We start from the raw sequence: 20,842 nt of genomic DNA, 5'->3' as shown, positions 1-20,842 counted from the left end.
CCAAGCGCTGCCCGGCCCAGCCCCTGCCCCGCTCTACCCAGCACTACCCAACGGGCTTCGCGTAGTGGAGATCCACTGTGCCCGAGTAGCCGGGGAGAGTCACCGCCTCATGCTCGCCGACTTTCCAGCCGAGGCCGTACGCCTTCACATACAGCTGGTAGTTCTGGATCGCCGGGGAGGCGGTGAGCGCCTTCTTGAGGGCGCTCTGGTCACCGACAGCGGTGATCTTGTACGGCGGGGAGTAGACGCGGCCCTGGAGGATCAACGTGTTTCCCACGCACCGCACGGCGCTGGTGGAGATCAGCCGCTGGTCCATGACCTGGATACCCTCGGCGCCGCCCTTCCACAGGGCGTTGACGACGGCCTGCAGGTCCTGCTGGTGGATGACCAGGTCATTGGCCTGCGGCTCGGGGTAGCCGGGGGCGGCCTGTGCGTTCGGCGGGGCGTCGTTGAGGGTGACGGTGACGGCCGGACCGCTGAGCTTCCTGGTGCCCGCGGCCTGCTCCAGGGCGTTCAGCTTCACGTCCTCGGCCTTGGTGGAGCCGTCGTCGCGCCGGGCCAGGGCGTCGACGTCGGCGCGTACCGCCGCCGTGGACTCGTCGAGGGCACCGTTCTTGGTGCTGCGCTGCTGGATCAGGTCGGAGAGCTTCAGCAGCGAGGCGTCCGTACGGATATTGGTGCCCTTGGCGGTGTTGAAGCTCGTGACGAAGATCAGTCCGGCAAGAGCGAACACGGCAGCCGTCAACAGCCGGACCGTCCCGCCCGTCACCCAGCCACCACCCCTCATCGGACTTCGCCCCTCTCCCTCTCCGTCGAAGCGGTGAACCGGCCCTTGGGGGAGTCGGCAGAATTGCTCAACGTACCCTTATCTCCTCAGGCCCCGCGGAAGCACTACGCTAACGGACGCCCGGGGGCGGCAGTGGTCCCCCTCGCTCCAGCCCCGGCGCCAGCCACAGTTCCCTGCGCGGTCACGCAGCGCATCGACAGGAGAGTCCCTCGTGCCGAAGTCACGTATCCGCAAGAAGGCCGACTTCACGCCGCCGCCGGCATCGAAGCAGGCGACAAACATCAAGTTGACGAGTCGCAGCTGGGTCGCACCAGTGATGCTCGCGATGTTCCTCATCGGGCTCGCATGGATCGTTCTCTTCTATGTGACCGAGGGCGATCTGCCGATCAAGAGCTTCGGCAACTGGAACATCGTCGCCGGCTTCGGTTTCATCGCCGCCGGCTTCGGCGTCTCGACCCAGTGGAAGTAGCTGTTTCGCAGCCCGCCCGTCAAGCCCTGCCCTGAGGTTATCCCCAGCGTTATCCACAAGCGGGGGAAAAGGTCAGACGATCTGTGGATAACTCTCACAGCATTGACGCCGGTGTGACTGCATCGGCCATGTTGGTGAAGCGACCCGCCCCTTGTCCGTACTGGGAAAAGCCCAGCTCAGCGACAAGGGGCACGCTTGTTCCCCACAGCATGCACAAGATCCGACACACGCTGTGGACAACCTTGGGGAAAGGTCTCGCTCAGGTGAGCGAAGCGGTCCTCAGCAGTACGGTCACGGCGATGGCCAGGAAGACCGCGGCACAGCTACCGAACTGCACCAGGTTCCGGTGCTCACGGGGGGCGTGCACCAGGCCGAAAGCGATGGCGATGCCCGCGATCAGGCCGCCGACGTGCGCCTCCCAGGCGATGCCCGACCAGGTGAAGGTGAAGAGCAGGTTCAGCGCGAGCAGCGCGATGACCGGCCGCATGTCGTAGTTGAGGCGGCGCATCAGTACGGCTGTGGCGCCCAGAAGCCCGAAGATGGCGCCGGAGGCGCCCAGCGAGGCCTGGTTCGGGGACGCGATCAGATAGGTGAAGGCGCTGCCGGCCAGTCCGGAGAGCAGGTAGAGCGCGAGATAGCGGACCCGGCCCAGCGCCTGCTCCAGAGGGCCGCCGAGCCACCACAGGCCCAGCATGTTGAAGGCGATGTGCCACACCTGCTGGTGCAGGAACATCGAGGTGAAGAGCCGGTACCACTGGCCCTCGGCGACACCGTCCACCGGGACGAACGGCGCCGGCGGCCACTGTGCGATCAGAGCCAGCTCGTTGACCACGCGGTCGCTGGCCGCCGCGGCGATGAACACGGCGATATTGATGACCAGCAGGATCTTGGTGACGAGGTGGGGGTGGGCCGCCACCGCACCGCCGGCGAGCGTGCGCGGCTGGTTGGCCGTCGGGCCGTGTCCCGTACCGGATCCGGTACGGATGCATTCGGGACACTGGAATCCGACCGAGGCGCTGACCATGCAGTCCGTGCAGATCGGCCGCTCGCAGCGGGTGCAGCGGATACCGGTCTCGCGGCCCGGATGGCGGTAGCAGCTCGGCAGGCCGTGTTCGGCCTGTGGCTCCTGCGGCTCCTGTGGACTGCCTGGCGCCTGGTCCATGAGGTCCCCTCAATCTCCCTAGCTCAACACACCGCCCCGTCCATCCTTACGGACGGACGGGGCGAATTGGTTCCCCCCGGGGGCCGGGCACGGGTTCACACACAGGATCAGCGCAGAACCGAGCCCGGGACACCGCCTGGGATCGCACCCGGGGACCAAGCCCCGGTGATCAGCCCTGGCGGGTCTCGACGACGACCGACTCGATCACGACGTCGTTGAGCGGGCGGTCGGTGCGCGGGTTGGTCTGGGCGCCGGCGATGGCGTCCACGACTTTCTTGCCCGCGTCGTTGCTGACCTCACCGAAGATGGTGTGCTTGCGGGTCAGCCAGGCGGTGGGCGACACGGTGATGAAGAACTGCGAGCCGTTGGTGGCAGGGCCGGCGTTGGCCATGGCGAGCAGGTACGGCTTGTCGAAGGCGAGGTCGGGGTGGAACTCGTCCTGGAACTCGTAGCCCGGGCCGCCGGTGCCGTTGCCCAGCGGGTCACCGGCCTGGATCATGAAGCCGCTGATCACACGGTGGAAGACCGTACCGTCGTACAGCTTGGCCGTGGACTTCTTGCCGGTCGCCGGGTGGGTCCACTCACGCTCGCCCTGGGCGAGTTCGACAAAGTTCTTGACCGTCTTGGGCGCGTGGTTCGGCAGAAGCCGGATCTCGATGTCGCCTTGGTTGGTCTTCAAGGTGGCGTAGAGCTGCTCGGCCACGATCTGCCTTCCGTAAGTCTTCTCTGACGTCCAACGATCCTCGCACGCGAGAGACGCCTACGGATAAAAGCCGCCGAGTCGCCGCCGGAGCGGCGCGTTGTGAGGCGAACCGTGGCATTGTCGTCCACAAGCTCCCGACATGACCCGGATGCCCGCCCCACATGCCGGGGCGGCACTCAACAGGCATGATTTTCAAACGGGTGGAAAGGCGAAACTGTGCCGAACTGGGGATAAACCCCAGACCCCAGAACGCCACCGATGAGGAGGATCCCGTGACCCGCATGGACAGCGTGCGCGCCGCGACCGGTACGGCGAAGGAGAGCGTGCAGCACGCCGCGGAAGTGGTGGCGCCCTACGCCGGGACGGCCAAGGAGCACGCCGCGCATTATGCGCAGGAGGCCGGCGCGCGGCTCGCGCCCAAAGTCTCGAAGGCCGCTGATCAGGCCCGTGTTCAGTACTACGTACGTGTCGCGCCGCATGTGCCACCGAAAGTGGACAAGGCCGCGCACCGAGCCGCGACCAAGGCCCGGAAGGCCGCTCGTCAGGCGGCGGACTACACCGTTCCGCGTGTCGAGCACGCGGTGGCGGTCGCTCAGCCCGTACGGGAAGAGGCTGCGGCCCGCTCGGCTGCCGCGCTGGCCGCACTGCGCGGGCAGGTGACGCCGAAGGAGATTCAGAAACTGGTGAGGAAGCACGAACGGCGGTCCAAGGCCGGACGCCTCGCCAAGGGTGTCGCCATCATCGGCGCGGTGGTCGGCGGAGTTTTCGCTGCCTGGAAGTGGTGGGACAAGCAGGCCAATCCCGATTGGCTGGTGGAACCGCCCGCTGCCACGGAGGTCTCCGACCGTGCCCCGCTGGCGTCCGTCGACGGCAGTGGACAGGATGATCTCGACCCTGAGGTGCAGGCGAAGCAGGATGAGGCGGAGGGTTCGGATCGCGACGATCGCCCCTGACCGGGTACCGCCCTTGTGGCCTGTGGCGCCGGGAGACGTGCGTGCTCCCGGCGCCTCATGCCGCGGCGAGCGCCGGTTCCGCGACGGGGGCGGGGACGGACCTCGGTTCTGCGACGGGGGCGGGGACGGACCTGGAGGCGGGTGCGGATGCAGACCCTGATGCGGACCGTGGTGCGGGGGCGAAGCTCAGTGAGCCGTAGGCACTGTCGGCGTCGATCGCTTGCAGATGCCGTGTGACGGGCGAGGAGCCATGGGCTTCGGCGCGAATGCGCTGCTTGATCGTGGGCGGCAGCGACCTGTCGCGTGCCGTGGGGCTCCATCGCGTGTTCGGCGCCGGCAATGTCGCCCGGAGGGCTCGTGCGGGCACCTGCTTCGGCAGACTCGGCAGGGCCGGCTGGTCCGGCGTCTGCAGGGCGGCCCGCTGCGCGGCGGTGGCCGCGGTGGTCAGCCCCATCGAGGCAAGCAGCGCAAAGAACGCGGCAATGAATGCGGTCCACAGATTCCTGACCTTGAAGGCGGCCATGACCCCTCGCTTTCGGGTTGAGCGATCTACATACCTTTCTCATGATGTGTACGCATCTCGAGAAGTGGGGGAGCGACGCCGCCGCTGTGCAGTTCTTCGGATGAACACCACCCGGACGGTCCAATGACGCCTTATGAAATGGCAAGGCGCGGTTGAGCCGAGCCCGGCAGTGACCGGAGCCGGCCGCGTCCGGAGTTGCGTGGCGGCATGGGTGATGTATGCGCCCGGCGGTGCACAAGGGCTCGCGGGACGCGCGGGCGGCCGGGGACGAACGGGATCACGCCGGCACGAGGAACGGGCCGCTGGTCCGGCAGGCGGGGTTCGCTCCCATCCCCACCACGGCTCCCTCTCCGTACGGCAGGGCGCGGATGTGTGAGCCCGCGTATCCGTCGGGAGTCAGAAACACGTCCCAGGCGGCCATCCAGTCCTCGGTGCGGCCGGTCTCGGGGGAGACCACGGGCTCGCGCCGCGGCACCACTCGCTCCTGGGCGATGAAACCGCGGCCCGCGGTCTCGTCGAGTACCTGACGCCATTCGGGGTCGGTGAGCTCCCAGCCGACGTGAATGCCGGAGCCGGCGAAGTCCGCACGGGGTTTGACGATCAGCTGCTCCCGGTGCTCGCGGCAGTGCTCGACCAGCGCGGGGGTCAGCTCCCGGGTCCAGGGCAGCACCCGGTCGACCAGGTCCTGCTCCGCGGCGGTGAATGCCTCCCGGCCGCGTTCGTCTGACAGCAGCGCGAGGCAGCCCTTGTTGGCGTACAGAGAGCTCTGGAAGGTGGTGAACAGCACCACCCGGCCCTCCTCGTGGGCGCGCAGGATCGGCTCGATCGCCTCCTCGCCGCCGGGGGTCCGGACGGTCTGGGCTGCGGAGAAGTAGCGCAGCACCACATCGACGGGTGTGCCGTCGAGGAGCAGTCGGCCGTCCTGCTCACGGATCTGGCTGACCTCGCCGACCCGCAGGTCGATCCCCAGGCGCTGCATCATTTCCTGGAAGGAGCGGACCAGATGCAGGTACGGGGCGAGGCCGCCGTCCCCTTCGACGAGCGCGACCACGGGGTCCGCTCCGCCGGTCAGCGGGGCTGCGGCGGTGCGCAGGGCGGCGGCGATCCGCTCGCCGGTGTGTACGTAGGTCAGCCGCTGTTCCTCGGCGAAGTCCCGGAAGTCCGGGACGTCGAGGAGTGCCCGCTGGATCTCTGCCCGGTCGGCTCCGCCGAGCTCGCTGCCGACGTTGAACTCCAGCAGCTTGAAGGAGGTGCCGTCGTGGTAGATGTCGGCGCGGCCGTACGGGACGGGCTCGCCGCCCGAGAAGCGGCACATCAGGGCGGCCTGCCGCTCCGGTATTCCCAGGGCCTTGCAGTACGCGTCGAGGTCGCCGCCGAAGAGGCGGTCCGGGAGCTGGGTGAGAAGGTCGAAGACCGACCGTATGTCGGCGGCGAAGCCGCGCATCTGCGGCTCGTCGATGAAGAACGGCCGGGGCAGCAGCCGGTGGCCGCAGGACTCGTGGAACAGCGGCGGGAACTCGGCGCGGGCCATCGCGTGGAGCAGTCCGGTCTTCCCGTTCAGGCACTGCTGGTTGTAGGTCTCGGTGACGCGCTCGGACATGACACGTCCCCCCTTCGGGCTTGGGCGGTCTGGGTGGAGTGCGGTGCTGATGCGGTGCGGTGCGGTCTATTCGGAGGGCAGTTCGCGCATTGTGCGCAGCGGGGAGAGGAACACCGGCAGCCAGGCGACGGCCAGGCCCACGGCCCCGGTCCCCAGGGCCGCACGTACGGAGACGTACTCGCCAATGAGCGCGGCGAGCGCCGCGCCGATCGCCAGCGCCCCGGTGAACAGGAAGCGCATGGTGGCGTTCATCCGGCCCAGCAGCGCGTCCGGGGTGACGCGCTGGCGGAAGCTGACCATCAGCACGTTGTCGACGCCCATGCGGATGGTGACCAGCAGCCAGCAGCCGGCCGTGAGCCAGAGCCACGCGCCACGGTCCACCACCAGCGGTACGGCCAGCGCGAAGGGGGCGGTGGACAGACCGAGGATCCAGGGCGCCCGGCCGGCGCCGAGGCGCTCTCCCACCCGGCGGGCCGCGAGCGCGCCCAGGAAGACGCCGACGCCGCCGACGGAGAGAAAGAGGCCGACGGTCCACACCGAGAGGTCCAGTTCGTCGCGGAACAGCACCGGGATCATTGTGGTGATGGCGAAGACGGAGAGATTGGTGCAGGCCCCGGCCAGTGCGACGGGCCGCAGTACGACATGGCCGAAGACGAACCGGACGCCTTCCCCGATCTCTGAGGCGAGGTTTTTCCGTATGTGGGACGGCTTGTCCCGTCGCTTGCGGATCCGGGTCAGGCAGAGCGCGGACCACAGGAAGCCGAACGCGTTGGCGAGCACCGCGACCGGGGCGGTGAGCGCCCCCACGAGGAAGCCGCCGCCGCCCCTGCCGCCCACCTGGAGTGCCGCGTCCCAGGCGCCCAGCTGCGCGTTCGCCCGGACCAGCCGGTCCCGGCCGACGAGGTGGGGTAGATAGCTCTGGGCCCCGACGTCGAAGAAGACGGTGGCGCAGCCGGACAGCAGCACCACCGCGTAGAGCTGCTCGATGGTGAGCAGGTCCAGCCAGGCGGCGGCGGGCACGGAGGCGAGCAGCGCGGTACGCACCAGGTCGGTGACGATCATGACCCGGCGGTAGCGCATCCGGTCCACCCAGGCCCCGGCCGGCAGCCCGATGAGGAGGAAGGCGACGGTGGACAGCATGCCGAGCAGGCCGACCTGGCCCGGTGACGCGTCGAGTGCCTCGATGGCCACCAGGGGCAGGGCGATGTAGCCGATGTGCGTGCCGACCTTGCTGACCACGGCCGCCGCGAACAGCATCCGGAAGTCGTGGTCGCGCAGGAGCGGCACGGTCTCCGTGCTGTCGGGGGCTTCCGCGTCCGCGCTGTCGGCGGCAGCCGTGTCCTTGCTGTCGGCTGTCTCCGCGTCGTCGCTGCCGGTCTTCCTCGGTGTGGTCATCAGGCGTCCCGCGCTCCGTCCGCGGCCGGGGCGGTGTGGAAGCGGAGGATCTCGTCGACCTCGGCGCAGCGGCGCGCGGCGTCCGGCGTGTCCTGGCCGGTGGCGATGACGTATCCCATGGCCCGGTCCCAGCCGGCCCGGATCGCGGGCACGGTGTCGCCCACGTTCATCTGCAGCAGCACCCCTGTGTCGGCGCCGGAGAGCTCCACCAGCCCCGGCACTCCGGGCAGCTTCGTACCGACCGGCGCCTGCCGCACCTCGATGCCGGACTCCGTCAGCCGCTCGATCCCGTCGAAGCCGGTGATCACGCCGGGCTCGGGCGCGAAGAAGCGGATGTGGCCGGCGCCCACCGCCTGGGGCGCGTGCTCGGGCAGTTCCTCGATGGAGAGCGGGACGGACAGGAACATCCGGGAGAAGTCCAGTCCGTAGGCGCGCCGCAGGATGGAGGGGGTGCCGCCGCCGCCCATGCGGCTGTGGGACTCCAGCATGCGCGGGCCGTCCGGGGTGAGGATGAACTCGGTGTGGGTGGGGCCTTCCTGGAGACCGACCTCGTTGAGCAGGGCGACGGTCTGCGCGTGCAGCTCGCCGGTCCACTCGGCGCCGTACGCCCCGGGGATGGAGTGCTCCATTTCCACCAGGTATTCGTCCAGCACCGAGGTCATCAGGGCGACCGGCAGATGGCGGCCGCCGAAGGAGAACGCCTCGACGCTGATGACCGGGCCGTCCAGGAACTCCTCGGCGAGCGCCCTGGGGTAGCCGGCGGCGCTGAGCGCGTCCCAGGCAGCCGTCGCCGCCTCCTTGTCGTCCAGGATGTGTACATCGGCGCTGGCGGTGCCGTCGACGGGCTTGACGACGATCCGGCCGCCGATGGTGTCCAGGAACGCGGTGAGGGACTCCGCGCTCTCGACTACCTGGTACCGGACCGGGCTGACGCCGGCCCGGGCGAGCGCCTCGCGGGTGAGCACCTTGTCGTACAGGGCGCGTACGGCGGCCACGCTGTTGCCGGGCAGACCGAGTTCCTCGACGACGACGGCGGTGGGGACGGCCCCGGCCTCGCTGGTGGTGAGCACCCGCTCGAAGGGGCGCTCCTCGTGCAGGGGGCGCAGTACGTCCAGCAGCGCGTCGGCGTCGGACAGGTCGGCGTGGACGATGCGCTCGCAGTGGTCCTGCAGCATCTCCTCGTACATGCCGGGCATATGGACCAGCACCACGTCGAGGTCGAGATCCTTCGCCGACATCACCGAGTGGGAGTGCCCGCCGACGACGGCGATTCGGCGCCTGGTGCTGGTGGGGCTGGTCATTCGGTCTCCAGTCGAAGGGTGGCGGTCATCTCCCGGAAGGCCGGGTCGAGTTCGTCCTCGGTGTCCACGGTGAAGATGAGGTGGCCGTGGCCCTGGAAGGTCTGCGGCGGTACGAGCAGCTGGTCGCCCGGCGTCTTGTAGATCTGCACCTCGTCGACGCGCGGGTCGGCACTCACCTCATCGAGGCCGACGGCGCCGGTGAACGTGCCCGCCCTGTCGGGGAAGATGTTCCAGAAGCCGACCGGGGTGGCCCGCTCCTTGGGCTCGATACGCGGCGCCCGCCCCCGCGCGAGGTCCAGCACCGCCTCGACCATGTCGACGCCGGTGGAGAGCAGGACGGATCGGTAGATGGGGCCGCCGCCCATCCGGGCCGCGGCCTCCAGCACCACCGGTTCGGCGTCACCGCGCAGCCGGAACTCCACATGGGTGGCGCCGGTGGTGATGCCCAGCGCGTGGTGTACGGCCACGGTGGCCTCCTCGACGGCCCGCACTGTCGCTTCCGGGAGCCGGGTCGGGGTGCAGGCGTACACCTCTTCGAAGGTGGGCCCGGTGGGCAGCGGCTTGTCGTGGATGGCGAGGGTGCGGGTGGTGCCGTCGTGGACGAGCGACTCGACGCATATCTCGGCGCCGGGTACGAACTCCTCCAGCAGCAGGCCGCCTTCGTACTCCTGGTGCGCGGCGCTGTGCAGCGGGTCGTAGGTGAAGCCGTCCCAGGCGCCCTTGAGGAAGAACTCGAAGTGCTCGTCGAGCTCGTCCTGGTTGTCGACGCTGCGTACGAACATGCTGCCGGTGCCCAGCACCGGCTTCATCACCAGGGGGAAGCCGGTGTGGCGGGCGATCTCGCGGGCCTCGTCGAGGGAGTGCGCGATGCCGTAGCGGGGCTGCGGTACGCCGCCGGCCGCGAACGCCTCGCGCATGACCCATTTGTCGCGGGCCAGCCGCGCGGTCTGCTCGCTCACCGAGACCAGCCCGAACTCGGCCGCCACCAGGGCGGCCGAGGGCACGGGCGCCTCGGCGAAGGTGACCACCGCGGAGAACGCCTCGCTCTCCTCGGCCGCGAGGGCCTTCACCGCCGCCAGCGTCTCGTCGATGCTGCTGGTGTCGGCGATGACGACCCGGTCGACGTACTCCGCCTCCCACTCGGGGTCCTTCATCACCAGCAGCAGACGCTCACCGTGCTCGTGGGCATACTGCTGGGCCCTGGCGAGATGGCGGCGGCGGCTGAGGTTCTTCTTGTGGAGTACGAGGATGCTCATGGCGGTGGTCTTCTGCCTTCCGGTCAGGTCAGCTGGGACAGGCGCGCGAACTGGTCGTCGGTGAGCTCGATCTCGGCGGCGCGCATGTTCTCCTCCAGGTGGGCGATGGAGGAGGTGCCCGGGATCGGGATCACCACGGGCGAGCGGCGCAGCAGCCAGGCGAGCGCCACCTGGGCGGGGGTGGCGCCGAGCTCCCGGGCGATACCGGCGACCGGGCTGCCGGGGGCGGCGTGCTCGCCGCGTGCGATGGGCAGCCACGGGATGAAGGCGATGTTCTCCCGGGTGCAGTAGTCGAGTACGGCCTCGTGCGAACGGTCGGTCAGGTTGAACATGTTCTGCACGCTGACCACGTCGAAGTAGGCCTTTGCCTCCTCGATCTGCTCGACGGTGACCTCGGAGAGGCCGAGGTGGCGGACCTTGCCCTCCTTCTGGAGCTGGGCGAGGGCGGCGAACTGGTCGGCGGCCGGCACCTGTGGGTCGATCCGGTGCAGCTGGAAGAGGTCGATGCGCTCCACGCGCAGCCACCGCAGGCTCAACTCGCACTGCTGGCGCAGGTATTCGGGACGGCCGAGCGGCTTCCACTCGCGCCGGGACGGCCGGCTCTGGCCCGCCTTGGTGGCGATGACCAGGCCGTCCTGGTAGGGGTGGAGAGCCTCGGCGAGCTGCATCTCGTTGGTTGCCGGGCCGTAGGCGTCGGCGGTGTCGATGAACTCGACACCCAGTTCGACCGCCCGGCGGGCGACCTTGAGCGCGCCCTCGGGATCGTCGGGCAGGCCCCAGTTGCCGTCGCCGGTGAGCCGCATGGCTCCGAAGCCGAGACGGTGGACAGGGAGGTCGCCGCCGAGGGCGAAGGTGGCCGACTGGTCACTCATGGTGTGTCTCCGTTCGTGGTGCTGGTGGTGAGGAGCAGCTTCCCGGTGGAGGCGCGGCTCTCCAGGGCCCTGTGGGCCTCCCCGGCCCGCTCCAGCGGGAAACTGCCGCCGATGTGTAGGTCGATCCGGCCGCCGGCGACGAGTCCGAAGACGTCGGCGGCCCGGTGAGCCAGTTCACCAGCAGTGGCAATGTGGTGGTCGAGATTCGGCCGTGTGACGAACACCGAGCCCGCGGCGTTGAGCCGCTGCAGGTCCACCGGCGGCACCCGGCCGCCGGCCTGGCCGAAGACCGCCAGGGTGCCGCGGGGCCGCAGTGAGTCCAGACTCGCGTCGAAGGTGGGGGCGCCCACCCCGTCGTACACCGCGGCGACCCCCTCTCCGTCCGTCAGCTCCCGTACGGCCGTGGCGATGTCGTCCTGGCCGTGCCGCAGGACCTGCCAGGCGCCGGCCGCGCGGGCGGCCTTCTCCTTCTCGGCGGTGGAGACGGTGCCGATCACCCGGCCGCCGCGCAGCCGCGCCAGCTGGGTGAGCAGCAGCCCCATCCCGCCTGCGGCCGCGTGCACGAGCACGGTGTCTCCGGGGCGCACGGGGTAGGTGTCGTGGGTCAGGTAGTGGGCGGTCATGCCCTGCAGCAGCACCGCGGCCGCGGAGCGGCAGGTGAGGCCGTCCGGGACGGGCACGGCCCGGTGGGCGGGGATCACTGCGAGTTCGGCGTAGCCGCCGGGCTGGTTGGCCCACGCGACCCGATCGCCGACCCGGTGGCGGCAGGCAGCTTCGTCCGTCTCCGGTCCGAGTGCGATGACGACGCCTGCCGCTTCGGCGCCCGGGATGAACGGCAGTGGACCGGGGTAGGCGCCCGACCGCCGGTAGACGTCGATGAAGTTGACGCCGGCCGCCTCGACCGCGACCAGCAGCTCCCCGGCGGCCGGACGCGGGTCTGCCACCTCCTCGGCGCGCAACACCTCGGGCGCGCCGAACTCCCGTACCAGCACGGCCTTCACGACAGCGGCACCTCCGTGATCCACTCGGCGAAACGGTCGTCCTCGCCGCGCATCAGCCGGCCGTACGCCTGGGAGAGCCTGCGGGTCACCGGGCCGGGCGTGCCGTCGGAGACCGTCAGCCCGTCGATGGTGGTGACGGGCAGGATCTCCCACGCCGTCCCCATGAAGAAGATCTCGTCGGCGAGATACAGCTCGCTGCGGTCCACCTCGCGCTCCTCGACCTGCAGGCCGAGACCGCGCAGCAGGACGAGCGCGGTGTCCCGGGTGATGCCCGGCAGGACGCCGCTGCTGAGTGAGGGGGTGGCGACGACTCCGTCGCGTACGAGGGCGAGGCAGGCGCCCGCTCCTTCGCTGACTTTGTGCCGCTCGTTGAGCATGACCGGCCAGTCGTGGCCGTTCTCCCTGGCCTCCATCATCGCGAGCCGGCCGTTGTGGTAGTTCGAGAACGCCTTGGCGCGCGGTGGCATCGAGGACTCGCCGACCCGCAGCCAGGAGCTGACGGCGGCGCGGCAGCCGCGCTCGGTGTCCAGGGCGCTGCGGAACGGCCAGGAGTCGACGATCACTTCGCAGACCGCGTCGGCCGGGACCATCTGCTCCCTGATGATGCCGCCGGGGAAGGCCCAGGGCCGCAGATAGGCGTCCTGCCGGTAGCCGTTGACGGTGAGCAGTTCCACGACGGCCCGGTGCAGTTCCGCCGCGGAGTAGGGCAGGGAGAGGCGGCAGAGCCGGGCGGAGTCGGCGAGCCGGCGCAGATGGTCGTCGAGCCGGAAGACCAGCAGCCGCTGCCCGTCGGCGGCGAGGTAGGCCTTGATGCCTTCGAAGACGGCGGCGACCGAGGCATGGCCGACCGCGTTGACATGAACTGCGGCCTGCTCCCAGGGCACGAGCTCGCCGGAGCGCCAGATCCACTCGGGGTTCGAGGCGTCCGGGCTGGCCAGGGCCTCCAGTGCGGCTGCGGTGGTCATACGGCGGGTGTCCCTTCGGTGCGGACGCCGTCCGCCTGCGGGTCGTAACGGGTCGGGTCGGGGCCGGTCACGTCGTAGTGGCTCGGGCCGTAGTCGTTCAGGTCGTCGTGGCTCGGGTCGTAGTCGTTCAGGTCGTAGTCGCTCAGCGAGGGCAGTACGGCGTCGGCATGGACGAGTTCCGCCGGATCGCCGACCGCGTTGGGCACGGCGACACAGCGCACTCCGGCGGCGCGGGCGGCCCGTACCCCGATCGCCGAGTCCTCGAATGCCTCGGCCCGGGCGGGCGGGCAGCCGAGGCGGCTCAACGCCAGTTCGTACAGGTCCGGGTGCGGCTTGTGGCGGTCCGTCAGATCGCCCGTCACCAGGAACGCGAAGCGGTCCCGCACCCCGAGCCGGTCCAGATGCGGAGCCACCCAGGCGTGCGGCGCGCTGGAGACCACGACGGCCGGCACCCCGCCGTCCCGGGCGGCGTCGAGCAGCTCGCGTACCCCCGGCCGCAGCGGCTCGTTCCGGCACAGGTCCAGCTTGCGCTGCTTCCTGCGGGCCACCAGGGCGGGCGTGTCCCCGCCGCCGATCAGGTCCGCGAGATGGCCGGCGGCGAGCCGTTCGCCGTCGGCGCGGCCCACCATGGAGCGCCACAGCCCGTCCGGGAACTCCAGGCCGCACTCGGCGTAGATCTCCCGCCAGGCGCGGTGTCCCGCGCTCTCGGTGTCGCAGATCAGGCCGTCGAAGTCGAGGAGTACGGCGCCGGGTGCCGCGGCCGCCGTCACTGGGCCGCCCCTGCGGGTGCCCTGTCGCGTGCGGTGGCCGGCACCGGGCCGAGGACCTTGTCCGCGTACTCGTTGGAGAACACCCCGGCCGGGTCGAGCAGCGTCCGTATCCGCTGGAAGTCCTTCCAGCGCGGATAGCGCGGCGCGAGCACCTCGGCGGTCGCCGTGTGCGCCTTGCCCCAGTGCGGGCGGGCCTCGTACTCGCGCAGCACATGCTCGGCGGCGCGCAGAATCTCGATCTGGCCCGCGGTCCGCGGCACGGTGACGTTGATATAGCCGGTGTCGCGGCCGTGCGCGAGGCTCAGCGGCAGGTCGTCGCCCGCACTGACCCGTACCAGTACCGAGTACGGGGAGTACGCGCCCAGCCTGCGCAGCACGGGCCGCAGGGCGCGCAGCGCGTCGGCGGTGCGCTCCAGCGGCAGTGCGTGCTCCATGGCGAGGAACCGCACCGGCTGCGGGAAGGTGAAGACCCGGTGGCTCGTGTCGATGTACGGGGAGTCGGGCCACAGGCCGCCGACGCGGCTGGTGAGCCAGGGCACCGTGCCCGCGCCGCCGACCCGGCCGGCCTGCCCGGTGATTCCGCAGCGCACCTCGTCGAGGGTGGACGCATAGCGGCGCAACGGGGCCCGCGGGGTGGCCGGTTCGTCGGTGCGGTCGATGGAGCGCACGCTCACCCGGTCGGTCCAGGGCAGCCAGTTGAGGCTGGGGTGCTCGCTCTGCCCCGCCCAGTGTGTGAAGCGCTCGAGCAGCGCGTCCAGCGGCTCGGAGTGCAGCCGCAGCCGGAGGTTGAACGCGGGCACACAGCGCAGTGTGACGGTGGTGAGTACGCCGAGGGTGCCCAGCGCGGTCCGTACGCTCCCCCACAGGTCGGGGTCGTCACCCGGGCCGACGTCCCGGGCGACGCCGTCCGCGGTGACCAGCCGGACCCGGGTGACCTGGCCGGACAGCGGCGGATGGGCCAGTCCGGTGCCGTGGTTGCCGGTGGACAGGGCGCCCGCGACGGTCTGCTCGGCGAGCGTGCCGATGTTCTCCAGCGCCAGTCCCTGGCGGTCGAGTTCCCTACAGAGGACGCCGATCGGGGTGCCGGCGCGGACCGTGGCCTCCCCGGCCGCGCGGTCCACGGCGACGACCCCGGAGTACGAGGTGAGGTCGAGCAGCACGCCGGGCGTGGTCGCCAGGCGGTTGAACGAATGGCCGGTACCGGCCGCCCGCACGGTCAGTCCGCTGCCTGCGGCGGCCCGTACCGCCTGGACGATCTCGTCCTCGCCGGTGGGGCGGACGAGCTGCGCGGGAGCGCAGCCGACCGTGCCGGACCAGGTGCGCCAGGTGGATCGCTGCACCGTATTCCTCTCCTCGGACTCTGGTCTGCTCGGACTCTGGTCTGCTCGAACTCCGGGTCAGTGCCGTGCGCAGAACCGTTCCAGGGCGTCCCGCCAGTGCGGCAGGGTCAGCCCCAGGGCGGCCAGCCGTTCGGTGGACAGCGACGAGTCGCGCGGCCGGCCGCCGACGAAACCGCATTCCGCCATGGTCAGCGGCTTCGGCTCGGGCATGTCCGGGCGCAGTTCGCGCATTGCCAGCCCGACGTCGTACCAGCTGGCCGTACCCGCGTTGGCGACATGGACGGTGCCGGCCACCGGCTCGGGACGGGTGAGCAGGAACACCAGCGCCCGGGCCAGGTCCCCGGTGTACGTCGGCAGGCTGTACTGGTCCGCGACCAGCGCGGCCGGCTCACCGGCGGCGGCCAGCCTCAGTGCGGCCAGCACCACGTCCACCCGCTCGTCCGCCCCGCCGAACAGCCAGGAGGTGCGTACGGACAGCGCCCGGTCGCCCAGCAGGCCGCAGATGCGCTCGCCGGCCAGCTTGGTCAGCCCGTACACACTCAGCGGGCTGGGCAGGTCGGTCTCCCGGTAGCCGCCGTCCGGCGGGGCGGCCCCGTCGAAGACGTAGTCGCTGGAGATGTGGACCAGCCGGCTGCCGGTGCGCCGGCAGGCGTCGGCCACGTTGCGCACGCCCGCGATGTTGACGCGCAGCGCCAGCGTGGGGTCCCGCTCGCAGTCGTCGACCACGGCGTGCGCGGCGGTGTGGACGACGACATCGGGACGGAACTCCCCGATGGAGCGGCCGACCGCGGCCGCGTCCGCGATGTCGAAGTCCTTGACCGAGACGCCGTGCACGTCCCAGCCGCCGGTCACCGGGTCGGCGGCCAGGGCGGCGGCCAGGGCGGTGCCCAGCATGCCGTCCGCCCCGGTCAGATACAGCCGCGTGGGAGCACCCATCACAGGTGACCGAACTCTTCGAGCAGCTCCAGCACGGTCGCGCCGGAGGAGATCTTCTCCCGGATGGTGCGCTCCTTGCCGATGTTGAGGCGGGTGCCCTCCAGTACGTCCTCGGCGAGCGCGGGCGGGACGACTGCGATGCCGTTCTCGTCCGCGACGAGGATGTCGCCGGGGTTGATGACCTGGCCGCCGACCACGACGGGGACGTTGACCTGGACCGGCTCGGTGCGGTCGTGCACGGCCGTCGGCGAGGGCCGCGGAACGGTGGAGCGGTACCAGAGCGGGAAGTCCAGGTCGCGGATCTCGTCGACGTCACGCACGGCGCCGTCGACGATGCCCGCGCCGATCCCGGCCTTCAGGGAGAGCGTGGACATCAGCCCGCCCCACATGGCGGTCAGCGGGGTGCCGTGGCAGGCGACGACGACGATGTCGCCGGGCTGGGCGCGGGCAAGCACCGGCATGCAGTCGACGAGGTCGTCGATGGAGAGGTTCACGGTGAGGGCGGGGCCGACGACCTTGTGCTCGTGGCGCACGGTTTGGAAGCCGCCGATCGCGCCGACGCGGCGGCGGGCGTCGGTCACGAGGCAGCTGGGGCTGTACTCGTCCAGGACCGCGCGGAAGGCGTCCACGATCTCCTTGGGCGGCCGTACGAGGTCGTTGTAGACGGTTTCCATCAGTACGTACTCCTGTTCAGCGCGGATTTCGCCGCGGATCGGCGCGTCTCAGCGGGTGTCAGCCGGTGTCAGCCGGTGTCAGCGGGTGTCGTCACGGAGTGCGGCGGCGAGCGCCGCGGCGTCCAGGCCGTGCGCGGCGAGCGCCTCCGACTCGGTGCCGCAGCGGGGAACCTCGGTGAGGCCGATCCCGTGGAAGCGGGGAGTCGCGGCGAGGCCCAGCTCCAGCAGGGCGCGGGCGAGAGTGTCTGCCTGCCCGCCCTGCGTGTAGTGGTTCTCGACGACGGTCAATGTGTCGGCCCCGGAGGCCAGTTCGGCGAGCCACTCGGGGGCGACCCGGTTGAGCCAGGGGAGCTCGACCACCGTGAGCTCGATGCCGTCGGCGGTCAGCAGTTCGGCCGCGTACAGCAGCTGCGCGAGGACGACAGGCCCCGAGCCGACGGCGACGGTGCGCCCGCCCTCCCGTACCACCCGGCCGTGGCCGGCCCGAAGCGGCGCCGCGGGCAGTGCGTCGACCTCGCTGCGTACGGGCGCGCTGACCAGCCGGAGGTAGACGCTCTCCTCGGCGGTGGCGCAGAACTCGACGGCGGCCCGGACCCCGGCCGCGTTGGCCGGCTCCAGGACCAGCAGGTCCGGTACGGCGCCGAGGGCGCTGATGTCCCGTACCGCCTGGTGGGAGTGGCCGGGTGCGGCCGGGAGCAGACCGGCGAGGGAGCCGGTGTAGACGACCCTGCGGCCCTCGGTCGCGTTGTTGTAGATCTGTTCGTTGGGCCGCGAGTGCAGGAAGCAGGAGAAGGAGTGGACGAAGGGCAGCTGCCCGCCCGCGGCGAGGCCGCCCGCCGCCGACACCATGTCCTGCTCGGCGATCCCGAATTCGAAGAAGCGGTCCGGGAATTCCTCGGAGAAGGGGATGAGTCCGGTGTCCAGGACCAGGTCGGCGTCGAGCGCGACGACCCGCGCGTCCCGGCGTGCCAGCTCCACCAACGCCTCGCCGTACACCCGCGGCAGCCGCTTCGCGGCCACTTCGACGGCAGGTACGGGACCGGGGACCGCGGCCTCGACCCGCAGCGGCCCGAGGCCGTGGCGGTCCAGCAGCTCGGTTGCTGTGGCGCTCAGTTGGGCGTACGCGGAACGATGGTCCTCGGCGGAGGGCGCACCGCTGTGGAAGCGGTACATCCACTCGCCGTCCCGCAGGGACGTGGTGGCGGCAAACGTCTCGCAGCCGGCGCCCTTGACCGTATCGGCGATGATCACCGCCGGCCCGTCGGGGAAGCTCTCCGCACGCTTGCGGAAGACGGCCTCCAGCTCGAGCGGGTCATTGCCGTCGCAGCGCAGCGTCCCCCAGCCGAAGGAGCGGAACTTCGCCTCCAGGTCGCCGAGATCACTGACGTCGGCCACCCAGGTGTCGGACTGGATCTTGTTGTGGTCGACGACGACGGTGAGTTCGCGCATCCCGTGTCGTACGGCTCCGGCGAGCGCCTCCCAGTTCTGGCCCTCCTGGAGCTCGCCGTCGCCGGTCAGCACGTAGATGCGGCGGTCCCGGCCGTGCAGCCGGTCGGCGAGGATCAGGCCCTTGGCCTTGGAGATGCCCATACCGAGGGAGCCGGTGTTGAAGGGCATGTGCGGGGTGTGCACATCGGGGTGTCCGGGCAGCCCGTCGATCCGGCGCAGCCCGTGCACCAGATTCTCGTCGAGTGCGCCGAGGCCGATGAGCGCCGCGTACAGACCGGGTGCGTCATGGCCCTTGGAGGAGAAGTAGACGTCGCCGTCGTCCTCGAACGGCCGCCGCATCTCGTGGAGATGGAGGTGCGTGACGATGTCGGCGGCACTGAAACTGGAGCCCAGGTGCCCGGACCCGGCCCGCATGATCATGTAGAGGGTGTTGATCCGGCTGAGTGCGCTCACAGCACGCGAGCCGTCGTACGGATCGGAGATCCCCTCCCGTACGCGGGCGAACTCGGCCGCCGGCACCCAGTGCAGGGTGGTGGTCATGGCTGACTCCGTTGGTCGTGGGTGGTCACCAGCACACGAACCCGCCGTCGACGACGAGTTCGGTCCCGGTGACGTACCGGCTCATGTCGGAGGCGAGGAACAGCAGTGGCCCGACGAGGTCCTCCTCGGTGGCCATCCGTCGCAGCGGGACGCGGGCGGTGAACTTCTCGCGGAACTGCGGGTCCTGCCCGCCCAGTACGCCGCCGGGCGACAACGTGTTGACCCGGACCCCGGACGGCCCCCAGAAGGTGGCCAGATAGCGGGTCAGAGCGGCGACTCCGGCCTTGGACATGCCGTAGGCGGGCGGCTTGAGGAACGGCGGATCCAGCTCGATGTGGTCGTAGAAGCGTGGGTCCGGCGCCACGCTTCCGTACAGCGAACCGATGTTGATCACCGAGCCGCGCCCGCGCCGGGCCATTTCCGTGCCGAACACCTGGCAGGTGCGCAGCACCCCCGCCGCGTTGACGTCCAGAACAGCGCTGGAGAGCTCCTCCGGAATGTCCTCGAAGAGCCAGCTGCCCGATGCGGCGGACGGCGGCTGGTCGATGCCCGCGTTGTTGACGAGGATGCTGGGCGGGCCGTGCCGGGCAAGGCATTCGTCGAGGGCACGCTGGACGCTGCTCCGGTCGGTGACGTCCCCGTAATGGAAGGCGAACCGGCCGGCTCCCTCCTCCTGGCTGTGCTCGGTGAACTCCTTGAGCACCTCTTCTTCGGGTTCGACCCGGTCGAACCCGAAGACATCGGAACCCGCCTGCAGAAACGCCTTGGTCCACACCCTGCCGAGCTTGCCGCCCACCCCGGCGACCACAGCGGTTCTGCCGGTCAGGTCGGACAGCACGGCCTCAGCCCGCCCGTCCTACGCCGGCGGCCGTGTCGGCTCTGTCGAGCAGTTCGGGCGCGAAGGCACCGTCGGCCGGCAGCGGTTCGCGCAGCGTGCGGCCCAGCACCTCGTCGAGCCGGTACGGCTTCATGCCGTCGCCCGGTGACCTGGCGATGACGTCCTCGGCGGTGACCGTGTGGCCGGCCGGCAGATCGCGGACCGCCACGAGCTTCTTGCCCATTTTGCGCACGGCCGGGGCCTCGCGCTCGCTGCACATCTTCTCCGGCGAACCGAGCGTCCGGCGCGTGCGCTCCAGGGACGCGGTCAGATCGGCCAGCAGCGGCGGGTCGAGCGAGAAGTGGTGGTCGCTGCCGGGACGGGTCTGGTCGAGGGTGAAGTGCTTCTCGATCACCCTGGCGCCGACGGCGTACGCCAGGCAGCTCGCCTCGTTGCCCAGATCATGGCCGGAGAAGCCGACCACCACGTCGGGGAACTCCCGCCGGTAGGTCTCGATCACCGACAGATGCAGATCCTCGGCGCCGGCCGGGTAGACGGCGGTGCACTGGAGCAGCGCCAGCCGGTCGTTGATCGGCAGGATCGTGTCCACGGCCCGCCTGACCTCGTCCATCGTCCCACCGCCGGTGGAGACGACCAGTGCCTTGCCGGTCTTGGCGGCATAGGCGAGAAGGGGGGTGTTGGTGAGGTCCGCGGAGGCGATCTTGATCGCCGGGAGATCGATTTCCATCAGGAAATCCACAGACGGCATGTCGAATGCGGTCGAGAAGAAATCGATGCCCAGCTCCTGGGCCAGCTTGGCGAGGTGCAGATACTCGTCGCGCCCGAACTCCAGAAATTCACGGTGTGCGCCATAAGTGGCGCCGTAGCTGTTCCGGCCGGTGTACGGCTGGTTGTACATCTCGCGCGTGAACAACACCTTGTTGTCGCGCTTCTGAAGTTTCGCTGCCGACGCTCCGGCCGCTGCAGCCAGGCGGAAGAGCTCTTCCGCTTTCTCCAGGCTGCCTTCGTGGTTGTGCCCGATCTCGGCGATGACGTACGCCTCGGTGTCATCGGCTATTCGGCGGTCTGATATCTCAAGTTCGCGCATACCTGTGCCGTCTTCCTTCCAATTCCGGATTACTCGACGACATTCCGCGGGCCCGAGCACAACTCTGCCATCGGCGAGGCCACGACAAAAGGAATGCAGGCGGTATAGCGCTGTCCTAAGATGGCCAGTCCACTAGTGGACTCGGACGGAACGGGCATATGGCGACATCAAACCGGCAAAATGCTCCCAAACTGGACGCTTCCTGTGTAGCCGCGTACGAC

20 protein-coding genes are annotated in these 20,842 nt (G+C 70.2%); 2 read left to right on the top strand and 18 right to left on the bottom strand.

Annotation, left to right across the window (positions count from 1 at the left end; translation table 11 throughout):
* Positions 1 to 43: 43 nt before the first annotated feature.
* Positions 44 to 787 (bottom strand): DUF881 domain-containing protein, encoded by a 744-nt coding sequence (locus OG735_RS21560; protein WP_327324812.1) that lies wholly within the window; start codon positions 785 to 787, stop codon positions 44 to 46.
* A gap of 211 nt (positions 788 to 998) precedes the next feature.
* Between OG735_RS21560 and crgA the strand changes: the two genes are divergently transcribed.
* On the top strand, positions 999 to 1,256 hold the full coding sequence (gene crgA / locus OG735_RS21555) for a cell division protein CrgA (protein ID WP_327324811.1): 258 nt from the start codon (positions 999 to 1,001) through the stop codon (positions 1,254 to 1,256).
* Between the two features lie 259 nt (positions 1,257 to 1,515).
* Here crgA and OG735_RS21550 read toward each other — a convergent pair whose 3' ends face one another.
* The gene (locus tag OG735_RS21550; protein ID WP_327324810.1) at positions 1,516 to 2,418 is read right to left on the bottom strand and encodes a rhomboid family intramembrane serine protease; all 903 of its coding nucleotides are present in this window, start codon (positions 2,416 to 2,418) and stop codon (positions 1,516 to 1,518) included.
* Positions 2,419 to 2,587: 169 nt separating this feature from the next.
* Positions 2,588 to 3,121 (bottom strand): peptidylprolyl isomerase, encoded by a 534-nt coding sequence (locus OG735_RS21545; RefSeq protein WP_327324809.1) that lies wholly within the window; start codon positions 3,119 to 3,121, stop codon positions 2,588 to 2,590.
* Positions 3,122 to 3,393: 272 nt separating this feature from the next.
* On the opposite strand from OG735_RS21545, the gene OG735_RS21540 reads away from it, so the two are divergent.
* Positions 3,394 to 4,074, top strand: a complete 681-nt coding sequence (locus tag OG735_RS21540; protein WP_327324808.1) for a DUF5324 family protein — start codon at positions 3,394 to 3,396, stop codon at positions 4,072 to 4,074.
* Positions 4,075 to 4,129: 55 nt separating this feature from the next.
* Here OG735_RS21540 and OG735_RS21535 read toward each other — a convergent pair whose 3' ends face one another.
* The 15 genes from OG735_RS21535 to OG735_RS21465 form a co-directional block, all read right to left on the bottom strand.
* Positions 4,130 to 4,597 carry a DUF6344 domain-containing protein gene (locus OG735_RS21535; RefSeq protein WP_327324807.1) on the bottom strand — a complete coding sequence of 156 codons (468 nt, stop codon included), beginning with the start codon at positions 4,595 to 4,597 and terminating at the stop codon, positions 4,130 to 4,132.
* Between the two features lie 277 nt (positions 4,598 to 4,874).
* Positions 4,875 to 6,197, bottom strand: coding sequence for a hypothetical protein (locus tag OG735_RS21530; RefSeq protein WP_327324806.1), 1,323 nt, complete (start codon positions 6,195 to 6,197; stop codon positions 4,875 to 4,877).
* Positions 6,198 to 6,263: 66 nt separating this feature from the next.
* Positions 6,264 to 7,592: an MFS transporter gene (locus tag OG735_RS21525; RefSeq protein WP_327324805.1), complete on the bottom strand. Its 1,329-nt coding sequence runs from the start codon at positions 7,590 to 7,592 to the stop codon at positions 6,264 to 6,266.
* Entirely contained in the window at positions 7,592 to 8,893 is a 1,302-nt protein-coding gene (locus OG735_RS21520; protein WP_327324804.1) for an ATP-grasp domain-containing protein, read from the bottom strand. Before OG735_RS21520 ends, OG735_RS21525 begins: the two co-directional genes overlap by 1 nt.
* Positions 8,890 to 10,149 carry an ATP-grasp domain-containing protein gene (locus OG735_RS21515; protein ID WP_327324803.1) on the bottom strand — a complete coding sequence of 420 codons (1,260 nt, stop codon included), beginning with the start codon at positions 10,147 to 10,149 and terminating at the stop codon, positions 8,890 to 8,892. The genes OG735_RS21520 and OG735_RS21515 overlap by 4 nt, the downstream gene beginning before the upstream one ends.
* A gap of 23 nt (positions 10,150 to 10,172) precedes the next feature.
* Positions 10,173 to 11,021, bottom strand: a complete 849-nt coding sequence (locus OG735_RS21510; RefSeq protein WP_327324802.1) for an aldo/keto reductase — start codon at positions 11,019 to 11,021, stop codon at positions 10,173 to 10,175.
* Positions 11,018 to 12,022, bottom strand: coding sequence for a quinone oxidoreductase family protein (locus OG735_RS21505; RefSeq protein ID WP_327324801.1), 1,005 nt, complete (start codon positions 12,020 to 12,022; stop codon positions 11,018 to 11,020). Before OG735_RS21505 ends, OG735_RS21510 begins: the two co-directional genes overlap by 4 nt.
* Positions 12,019 to 12,987, bottom strand: a complete 969-nt coding sequence (locus OG735_RS21500) for a branched-chain amino acid transaminase (protein WP_327324800.1) — start codon at positions 12,985 to 12,987, stop codon at positions 12,019 to 12,021. Before OG735_RS21500 ends, OG735_RS21505 begins: the two co-directional genes overlap by 4 nt.
* Complete coding sequence (locus OG735_RS21495) at positions 12,984 to 13,757, bottom strand: HAD family hydrolase (RefSeq protein ID WP_327324799.1); 774 nt, start codon at positions 13,755 to 13,757, stop codon at positions 12,984 to 12,986. The genes OG735_RS21500 and OG735_RS21495 overlap by 4 nt, the downstream gene beginning before the upstream one ends.
* Positions 13,754 to 15,097, bottom strand: a complete 1,344-nt coding sequence (locus OG735_RS21490; RefSeq protein WP_327324798.1) for a D-arabinono-1,4-lactone oxidase — start codon at positions 15,095 to 15,097, stop codon at positions 13,754 to 13,756. Before OG735_RS21490 ends, OG735_RS21495 begins: the two co-directional genes overlap by 4 nt.
* Before the next feature lie 57 nt (positions 15,098 to 15,154).
* Positions 15,155 to 16,033, bottom strand: coding sequence for a dTDP-4-dehydrorhamnose reductase (gene rfbD, locus OG735_RS21485; protein ID WP_327324797.1), 879 nt, complete (start codon positions 16,031 to 16,033; stop codon positions 15,155 to 15,157).
* On the bottom strand, positions 16,033 to 16,707 hold the full coding sequence (locus OG735_RS21480; protein WP_327324796.1) for an RraA family protein: 675 nt from the start codon (positions 16,705 to 16,707) through the stop codon (positions 16,033 to 16,035). Before OG735_RS21480 ends, rfbD begins: the two co-directional genes overlap by 1 nt.
* 78 nt (positions 16,708 to 16,785) lie before the next feature.
* Positions 16,786 to 18,696, bottom strand: coding sequence for a transketolase C-terminal domain-containing protein (locus OG735_RS21475; protein ID WP_327324795.1), 1,911 nt, complete (start codon positions 18,694 to 18,696; stop codon positions 16,786 to 16,788).
* Between the two features lie 25 nt (positions 18,697 to 18,721).
* Complete coding sequence (locus OG735_RS21470; protein ID WP_327324794.1) at positions 18,722 to 19,534, bottom strand: SDR family oxidoreductase; 813 nt, start codon at positions 19,532 to 19,534, stop codon at positions 18,722 to 18,724.
* Positions 19,535 to 19,538: 4 nt separating this feature from the next.
* Positions 19,539 to 20,621: an N-acetylneuraminate synthase family protein gene (locus OG735_RS21465; protein WP_327324793.1), complete on the bottom strand. Its 1,083-nt coding sequence runs from the start codon at positions 20,619 to 20,621 to the stop codon at positions 19,539 to 19,541.
* Between the last annotated feature and the right edge of the window lie 221 nt (positions 20,622 to 20,842).

Source organism: Streptomyces sp. NBC_01210, assembly GCF_036010325.1.
Taxonomy (GTDB): domain Bacteria; phylum Actinomycetota; class Actinomycetes; order Streptomycetales; family Streptomycetaceae; genus Streptomyces.
Note: the sequence above shows the minus strand (reverse complement) of the source record. Positions and strands in the feature narration are given on the sequence as shown.